Here is an 8,107-nt window from a genome sequence, read left to right as displayed (position 1 = left end):
GAGTCGCCGCTAAGTTCGGCTGCACACCGGAGCAGGTGATCGACTGCCTGGCGCTGATCGGCGACAGCTCGGACAACGTGCCGGGAGTTCCAGGTATCGGGGAGAAAGGGGCTGGTAAGCTGATTGCTGAATACGGCAGCCTCGAACGGATCCTGGAAAATATCCCTCTCATCAACAATAAAAAAATGCGTGAAGCCCTGCTTAACGGCCGGGACCTCGGTCTTTTGTCACGTCAATTGGTAACGATCCGCACCGACATCGAGCTACCTGTGACCCTAACCGACGCCACGAGCAACCACCTCGATGCGGTGACGCGCCCTGAACTGCGAGATTTATATGCCGAACTCGAGTTCACCGGTTTGATGAAAAAATTAGACGCTCTCAAACCATCTGCCTCTGATACGAACTTGGCATCTTCTCCAGCGAGCCTGCCGTCTGCGTCAGCCCACGAGGTGCCGCCCCCACAGCTACCCGTGCAAGAAGTGCAGGCCGAGCGGCCTCGCCATGCAGCCCCCAAAGTGGACAGCTACCAGACGGCAAATACCCCTGCCTCTATAGCGACTGTCATAGAGGCTCTATCTGCGGCTGAGCTTTACAGCTTTGACACGGAAACTACCGGGCTTAATATTCGCACGGACCGACCCATTGGTATTAGTTTTGCCGTTAAGGCGGATGCCGCCTACTACATCCCACTCACAGATCAGCAGCTTGATGGCATAAGCGCTAAAGCCGTGATCGACCTACTGCGCCCGGTGCTTAGCCGCGATGATCAGTTAAAGGTCGGCCACAACGTCAAGTTTGACTTGCAGATGTTGCGCAATATTGGGATTCACGCGCGCGGACCTTTTGTCGACACCATGATTTGCGACTGGTTGCTGGATGCCGGCAGTAGGCAACACGGTCTCGATGCCTGCTGTCTGCGCCATCTCAATTACGAAAAAATCAAGACTAGTAGTCTGATTGGTGCCAAAGGCCAAGTGCCCATGCTCGCCGTCGATCTTGCTGAAGTGACACGATACGCCTGCGAAGATGCGGACCTGACGCTTCAACTCTACCGCGTGCTGATGCCAAAAATTGAAGCTGCTGGTCTAAGTCAAGTGTTACGCGCGATCGATATGCCGCTCGTGCCGGTGCTGGCGATCATGGAGCACAATGGTGTCTACATCGACCGCCGCGAACTGCAAAGACTACAGCTCGAACTCGGCGCCATGAGTGACCGTCTCGTCGATCAGGTACATGCATTGGCTGGCGAGGACTTCAATTTAAACTCGCCCAAGCAGCTCGCTGATATTTTATTTACAAAGCTAAAAATCCACGAGCAACTTGGCATCAAAAACCTCAAGAAAACCAAAAACGGCTTCTCTACCGACGAGTCTGTGCTGACCCGTCTGGCGGAACATCCACTCCCCAAGGCTCTGATGGAATATCGGAGTATCAGCAAACTGCAGAGCACCTACGTCATAGCTCTACCTGAGCTGGTCGAACCGACGAGCGGCCGTCTGCACACCTCTTTCCACCAAACCGGCACGGCTACGGGTCGCCTAAGTTCCTCGGCACCGAACCTGCAGAATATTCCGATCCGGACAGCACTCGGTCGCGAGGTACGGAAAGCATTCACAGCAAGTAGCGCTGAATGTCGCATCATATCAGCCGACTACTCACAAATTGAGCTGCGTCTGCTCGCTCATTTGGCGGAGGAAGAGGCGTTAGCTCAGGCTTTTGTCAGTGGCGCCGATATTCATCGTTCCACTGCAGCCCGCGTATTTAACGTCAATCCTGAAGATGTGAGTGATGGGCAGCGGGCCAGAGCTAAGGCCATTAACTTTGGTATCCTTTACGGCATGGGGGCACGGCGCCTAGCGGCCGAGACTGGCACTTCAGTGGCCGAGGCATCAGCCTTTATTGACCGCTATTTTGCTTCGTACCCCGGCATCAATCGCTTCATTGAGGCGACGATCGCCGAGGCACGTGCGACCGGGATGACGCGAACCGTCACAGGTCGTCAACGACCCGTGATTGGTCTAGGGGACTCGAATCAAAGGGCCGTGGTCGCTGCAGAAAATATCGCCGTTAACACGCGGATCCAAGGGAGTGCTGCCGATCTTATCAAGATCGCCATGATTGCCATCGACGAACGTTTGACTGCCGCGCAACTTCAGACCAAGATGCTATTACAGGTCCACGATGAACTTGTGTTTGAAAGTCCGGCTACCGAGGTAGAGCAAGTGGTGCCGCTGATCAGGGACTGCATGGAGAGCGCCATGAGCCTGAGCGTTCCGCTGAGTGTTTCTGTTGGAGTCGGACATAACTGGTTAGAGGCGCATTAGCATGACTGATCCCCAATTGCCGCCAGCCAATCAACTCACCACCGCCGACGAGGAGCTTATTGACGGCGGCAAGGTCATGTCGATCTGGGAGCATCTCTCCGAGCTTAAGTCGCGCGTGACTAAGGCGGTGCTGATCATTTTTGTCACCTGCGGCTTGGCGCTCGCTTTTGTGGATCCCATCATCATCTTTCTGAAGCAGCCCCTACTCGCGGTTTTACCCAGCGGTTCTAAGGGACTACATTTTACAGGGCCCATGGATGTCTTCATGGTCGACATGAAGGTAGCTTTCCTCGTCGGGATCATCACGGCGTGTCCCTTTTGGCTGTTTCAATTTTGGAAGTTTTTCGAACCAGCGCTCTACCCGAGGGAGCGACGTTTTGTCCTTCCGTTCATGATCGCCTCCGTAGCGGTGTTCTGTGTGGGTATCACATTCTGCTATTATTTGATCCTGCCATTGTCGCTCAAATACCTCATTGGCCTCGGGCTGGAGGTTGGTCAGCCACTGATCACCATCAAAGATTACGTTTCACTACTCACGGTACTTATGCTCGGCTTTGGCGCGGTATTTGAAATTCCCGTGCTTATCGTGCTTCTCGCCATGCTCGATGTCATCACAGTGGAGGGTTTAACGGCTTATCGGCGCTTTATCATTCTAGCTATCTTGCTGATCTCGGCGATTATCGTACCTCCAGATCCAGTTTCCTTAGTGGCTTTGGCCACACCAGTTTACGCTATGTACGAATTGTCGATCGTCATTATTCGTAGCTTGAAAAAGCGGCAGGCTGGTGCCCCTAAATGACCTGGTCGTGTTTGAGATTTGCTGTCGTACTGCTCTGCTGCGCCGTGAGCTCTCATGCGAATAGTGCAACTAGTCAAGTCGCAGCAGCAGAGCCCTCTGGGGTGAAAAGCACAGTCTGGAGTTTTGGTGTTACCGGACTTCAGGAGAATCTCAAGGGATCAAATAACCACCAGCTCATTGGACCGAGTACGGCCATTCAGATTGGATATGGCCATCTGGCTGAGGACTGGCTGGCTATCGTCAGCGCGGATATTTTGCAGGGACCCTATCAGCCGACTTATGACAGTCAGCTACAGGTCGACTATGCCGGCTTCGGTCTCAGTGCATGGACGGGACTCAGTGCGCAAAAGGCTAATTTGCGCAGCCCCGAGGGAGGTTATGGCTTTGCGCTCGGCTTAAGCCTAGGCACCCTCAAAGGCGTCATGATTGGACGCAACCGGCTGGATACCGCGGACGGCGACACCACCAATAAAGATCGGGTCGATTCGTACACCATGACCTTAAGTAAATTGTCACTGGTTCCCGGAGTATTCTTCACCTGGTTGACAGGCTCGCGCCCACACGGCAATACGCCGGATCTGCTGAAAACACGGATTGAAGGCTATGTGCTGATGGTCGGCGCAGCGACACCCATGTTTGCCACCTATACGGCAGCCTATACACAAGGGACTGTCGAGGAAAGGCGTGATTCCGGCAGTCTCTCAGGATACAGCATCATGGTGAACTTCACGGCCCTTCTCGGCGTTTGATTCCACCTAGGCATGTTCGACCTTCTTCACCTCGGCTGTCTCTTTATCGTGTTCGTCCGGCGTGGCTTCCGTTGCTCCCTCCTTTGCCGGTGCGGCCACCTCAGGTGCCTCGTCAGTCGTGGGATGACTGACATCGGACTCTGCCTCGGGAGCCTTCTTCTTGATCACCCTAGGCGGCTGCAGGTGCACCATTCTTAGTCTGGGTCTCACGCGCTTCGGTGGACTGGCAGGTATCGCGCCTACCTCCTCGGTCAGCATGGATTCGAGTTCGAAATCTGCCATTAATTTACCGCGGCACGCATGGCCGCAGGCCACGGCCTCGTCCTCTGCCTAGTAATCTCTGGCACAGAAGCGACATCGGTATTGGATGGATTTACCTTTGGTCCTTTTGATCGATGGACTCATTGCTAGGAATTCGGTCCAACACCTTACAACGCAGGCATGAGCAACAGTCACGTCAACGTATTCGTTGCGACAGAGGCCGCAGACATGCTGATCTCCGCGGCGAAGCACGCGCCGTACCGATCCAGCCCTGTCAAAGTTAGTTAGTGCTTGAGCCATTCCCCACCTCCCACGCGTATGAGAGGGCTTTCGGCAACAGTCTAAAAGTACTTGAGGAAAATTTATAAGTTGCGAAATTGACAAGGGATTTGGAGCGGGAAACGGGTCTCGAACCCGCGACCTTCAGCTTGGGAAGCTGACGCTCTACCAACTGAGCTACTCCCGCTTTATTCTCATCAAGTAACAAAGCCGCGGGGCTCTGTCCATGTGGAATTGTCAGTGGCCGAGATAAGCCGCTTTAATTCTGGGGTCTGCAGCAAGTTCCGCGGCTGGTCCTTCGAGCACGATATGACCAGTTTCTAGGACATAGGCATAATCGGCGATCTTCAGGGCCATGTTGGCATTTTGCTCGACGAGTAAAATGGTCATGTTCTCGCTAGCCGCAATCTGCTTGATGGTACGAAATATCTCCTGAACCAGGATCGGCGCAATCCCCAAACTGGGCTCATCCAACATCAACAACTTAGGGCGCGCCATGAGTGCACGGCCGATGGCTAGCATCTGCTGCTCACCTCCCGACAGAGTGCCTGCTGCCTGAGCCAGGCGCTCCTTCAATCGTGGGAACAAATGATACACCTGATCGGTAGAGGCCTTAATGACGGCTTGATCACGAATCGTGTAGGCGCCGAGTTCTAGGTTCTCTTTGACCGTTAAACGAGGAAATACGTGACGCCCCTCAGGACAGTGACAGAGTCCTAACCGGACCAGCTTATGAGCGGGCGTCGCGGTGATGTCCTGTCCATGAAAACTCACCCGCCCGGAAGCTGCACGACGCATGCCGGACAGAGCCCGCAAGGTGGTTGATTTACCGGCACCGTTGGCACCGATTAAAGTGACGATCTTGCCCGCCTCGACGCGTAGCGACAGATTCTTCAACGCGTGGATTGCACCGTAATAAACATTGATGTCGCGAGCCTCCAACATGTGCCTTCTCAAGCCTCCCCAAGGTAGGCCTTGATGACCTGTTGATTATTCTGAATCGCACTTGGCTCACCCTGAGCAATCTCTCGTCCGTAATCAAGGACGTAAATGTGCTCACAAATTTTCATGACGAGACTCATGTCATGCTCGATGAGGAGGATACTGACGCCAAATTCAGCTCCTAGTCGCCGCATGAGCAGAGTCAAGTTTTCCGTCTCATGCGGATTCATACCTGCGGCCGGTTCATCTAGCAGCAGTAGCTTAGGACCAGTTGCCAAGGCGCGTACAATCTCCAGCTTGCGCTGCTCACCATAGGGCAAGTCGCCAGCAAGATCTTGACTGCGATCAGCCAAACCAAAGACGCTGAGCAGATCGAGGGCACGGCGTTTTAAGGAGGCCTCGGCTCTCTTGAATGAAGGTAGCCGCAATAGGGAACTAACTAGCCCGTAGTCAACTTGATGATGCAACGCAACGCGCACATTATCGAGCACGCTCATCTTCCGGAACAAACGAATATTTTGGAAGGTGCGCGCAATCCCGCGACGATTGATATCGATCATGTTTAGGCCATCGATCCGCTCACCGCCCAAACTGATACTACCGGTAGTCGGTTTATAAACGCCGGTGATCATATTGAAGCAGGTAGTCTTGCCGGCACCGTTTGGACCAATGAGACCGACCACTTCCCCCTGGCCCACACGCAGCCCAACACCATCAACGGCACGGAGGCCCCCGAACTGCATACCTAGCGATTCTGTTTGCAGTAACGCTGGTGCTCTTTCTTTCATGATTTAGACTCCGCACCACCAGGGCGCCAATAACGTCGGAGCAGTGGCAGATCCCAAATTTCATAGCGCCCCATCAAACCCTGCGGCCTTAGTAGCACCATGACGAGCAACATTCCGGAAAAAACAAGCATCTGGTAAGCATCCAGACTGAAGAGCCGCAAAACCTCAGGCAGTAGCGTGAGTAACACCGCCGCAACTGCCACCCCTGTGATGGACCCTAGCCCCCCAAGTACAACCATGGTCAGGAGCTTGATACTCTTATCAAACTCAAATCCAGCTGGACTCAAGTATGTTTGCGAGCTGGCATAGAGAGCTCCTGCCAGCCCAGCCATCGCCGCCCCAATGACAAAGACTATCGTCTTTAAGCGCACCCGGTTGAGTCCCACGGATTGCGCCGCAATTTCATCCTCGCGTAGCGCCTGGATGGTACGTCCAAGACTCGAAAACTGCAGCCGGTAATAGACAATCAAGGTCAGCAGCACCATGAACCATATGACACCCTTGCTAGCTAGTATGGGGGTGCTAACACCGGTCGCCGCCCCCATATACTCAAAGTTGTAAAGCAACGTCACAATGATGATCGAAAACCCGAGAGTCACGATCGCTAAATAGTCGCCTGTGAGTCTCAAGCACGGCACTGCCAGAATAAAACCCGCTACCCCCGCCGCTACCATAGCAACGACTATGCTGATGACGAGCAACAAAGGCCCACCCAGAGCCACCGGACCATGCACAGTGACGGCAGCAGCACTGTAAGCACCCACTGCCCAAAAACCGGCATGGCCAATGGAAAACATACCAGCCATTCCATTAATCATGTTTAAGCTGAGCGCGAGAATCACATAAACACCAATCAGCTCCAACGAGGAGTAGATGGTGGGCCCGAGCTCGCGAAAGATTGTTAGAACTGTATCCATGAGCCGTTCCTCAAACTTTCACTACGGTCTTACGACCAAGGAGACCAGTTGGCTTGATGGAGAGCACCAAAATCAAAATCAAAAACGTGATGGCACTTTGGTAGGTACTCGACAGATAACCAGCGACTAAGTTTTCAATGACGCCAATGAGGACACCACCAATCATAGCGCCCGGCAGCGACCCAATGCCCCCAAGCACCGCTGCTACAAAGGCTGCCAGCCCTGGCTGCACTCCCATCAAAGGATCGACGGAATATTGCATGCCGTAGAGGACACCGACAGCGCCCGCCAAGCTAGCGCCGATGTAAAAAGTAATGGAAATAATGCGATCCGTATTGATACCCATAAGCCGTGCTGCCTCAATGTCCTGCGCAGTCGCTCGCATCGCCATACCAATTTTAGTTTTGTTGACGAAATACCAGAGCTGCACCATGAGCACCACGCTGAGCACGACGATAATAAGCTGAGAATACTCAATCCATATACCCAACCCATCAAAATTAATACTGCCCTCTGGGAACGCTGCAGGGAAGGCAATGGCAGAGGCACCAAAGATAAGGCGTGCCACATTTTGCAGCAAAACTGACACCGCAATGGCCGCGGTAAGCACAAAAATTTTGGGTTGCTCACGCAGTGGTTTATAGGCGACACGCTCGGTCACGACGGCAATGAGCCCCGATGAGACCATCGCAAGCGCCAACCCAACGATCAGCGGGGTACCCTGCACCCGATTGATCAATAATGCGCCAAGGAATGATCCCATCATCAAGAATTCGCCGTGCGCAAAATTAATTAAAGCAATAATGCCGTAGACCATCGTATAGCCTAAAGCGATCAGTGCGTACATGCTCCCAACGGAAATGCCGTTAATCAAGAACTGCAAAAACTCACCGAAGCGCGAGCCTCTATCAGTATTGACCTCAGTCCCAGCCGTCACCTGGGCCGCCACGCCCTGATCGCCGGCAATGCCAATTTTGGTCTCAAAGCTCGCCGTAGCCCCAGTAGTTTTCAAAATAACAATGTCTTTAACAGCATCATGCTGGGC

At 53.5% G+C, this 8,107-nt stretch carries 9 protein-coding genes and 1 tRNA gene; 3 read left to right on the top strand and 7 right to left on the bottom strand.

The genetic code is table 11. From position 1 onward, the window contains the following. The 3 genes from polA to FJ146_18525 all read left to right on the top strand — a co-directional run. Window positions 1–2,327, top strand: a 2,327-nt coding sequence (gene polA / locus FJ146_18535; GenBank protein ID MBM4253969.1) for a DNA polymerase I, incomplete at its 5' end; no start/stop codon positions are given. A gap of 1 nt (window position 2,328) precedes the next feature. After that, a complete protein-coding gene (gene tatC / locus FJ146_18530; protein MBM4253968.1) occupies window positions 2,329–3,126 on the top strand; it encodes a twin-arginine translocase subunit TatC in 798 nt (265 codons plus the stop codon). After that, window positions 3,123–3,875, top strand: a complete 753-nt coding sequence (locus FJ146_18525) for a hypothetical protein (GenBank protein ID MBM4253967.1) — start codon at window positions 3,123–3,125, stop codon at window positions 3,873–3,875. Before tatC ends, FJ146_18525 begins: the two co-directional genes overlap by 4 nt. Before the next feature lie 6 nt (window positions 3,876–3,881). Here FJ146_18525 and FJ146_18520 read toward each other — a convergent pair whose 3' ends face one another. The 7 genes from FJ146_18520 to FJ146_18490 form a co-directional block, all read right to left on the bottom strand. Continuing rightward, window positions 3,882–4,190: a hypothetical protein gene (locus FJ146_18520; GenBank protein MBM4253966.1), complete on the bottom strand. Its 309-nt coding sequence runs from the start codon at window positions 4,188–4,190 to the stop codon at window positions 3,882–3,884. 15 nt (window positions 4,191–4,205) lie between these two features. After that, window positions 4,206–4,436, bottom strand: a complete 231-nt coding sequence (locus tag FJ146_18515; GenBank protein MBM4253965.1) for a hypothetical protein — start codon at window positions 4,434–4,436, stop codon at window positions 4,206–4,208. Window positions 4,437–4,526: 90 nt separating this feature from the next. Continuing rightward, window positions 4,527–4,602, bottom strand: a tRNA-Gly gene (locus tag FJ146_18510). 50 nt (window positions 4,603–4,652) lie between these two features. Next, on the bottom strand, window positions 4,653–5,360 hold the full coding sequence (locus tag FJ146_18505) for an ABC transporter ATP-binding protein (GenBank protein MBM4253964.1): 708 nt from the start codon (window positions 5,358–5,360) through the stop codon (window positions 4,653–4,655). Between the two features lie 8 nt (window positions 5,361–5,368). Continuing rightward, window positions 5,369–6,145: an ABC transporter ATP-binding protein gene (locus FJ146_18500; GenBank protein ID MBM4253963.1), complete on the bottom strand. Its 777-nt coding sequence runs from the start codon at window positions 6,143–6,145 to the stop codon at window positions 5,369–5,371. Beyond that, the gene (locus FJ146_18495) at window positions 6,142–7,062 is read right to left on the bottom strand and encodes a branched-chain amino acid ABC transporter permease (GenBank protein ID MBM4253962.1); all 921 of its coding nucleotides are present in this window, start codon (window positions 7,060–7,062) and stop codon (window positions 6,142–6,144) included. Before FJ146_18495 ends, FJ146_18500 begins: the two co-directional genes overlap by 4 nt. Window positions 7,063–7,072: 10 nt before the next feature. Continuing rightward, window positions 7,073–7,909 (bottom strand): branched-chain amino acid ABC transporter permease, encoded by an 837-nt coding sequence (locus FJ146_18490; protein ID MBM4253961.1) that lies wholly within the window; start codon window positions 7,907–7,909, stop codon window positions 7,073–7,075. Between the last annotated feature and the right edge of the window lie 198 nt (window positions 7,910–8,107).

Source organism: Deltaproteobacteria bacterium (assembly GCA_016874735.1).
GTDB lineage: Bacteria > Bdellovibrionota_B > Oligoflexia > Oligoflexales > CAIYRB01 > CAIYRB01.
The sequence above is the reverse complement of the archived record's forward strand: the minus strand, read 5'-3'. Positions and strand labels throughout refer to the sequence as shown.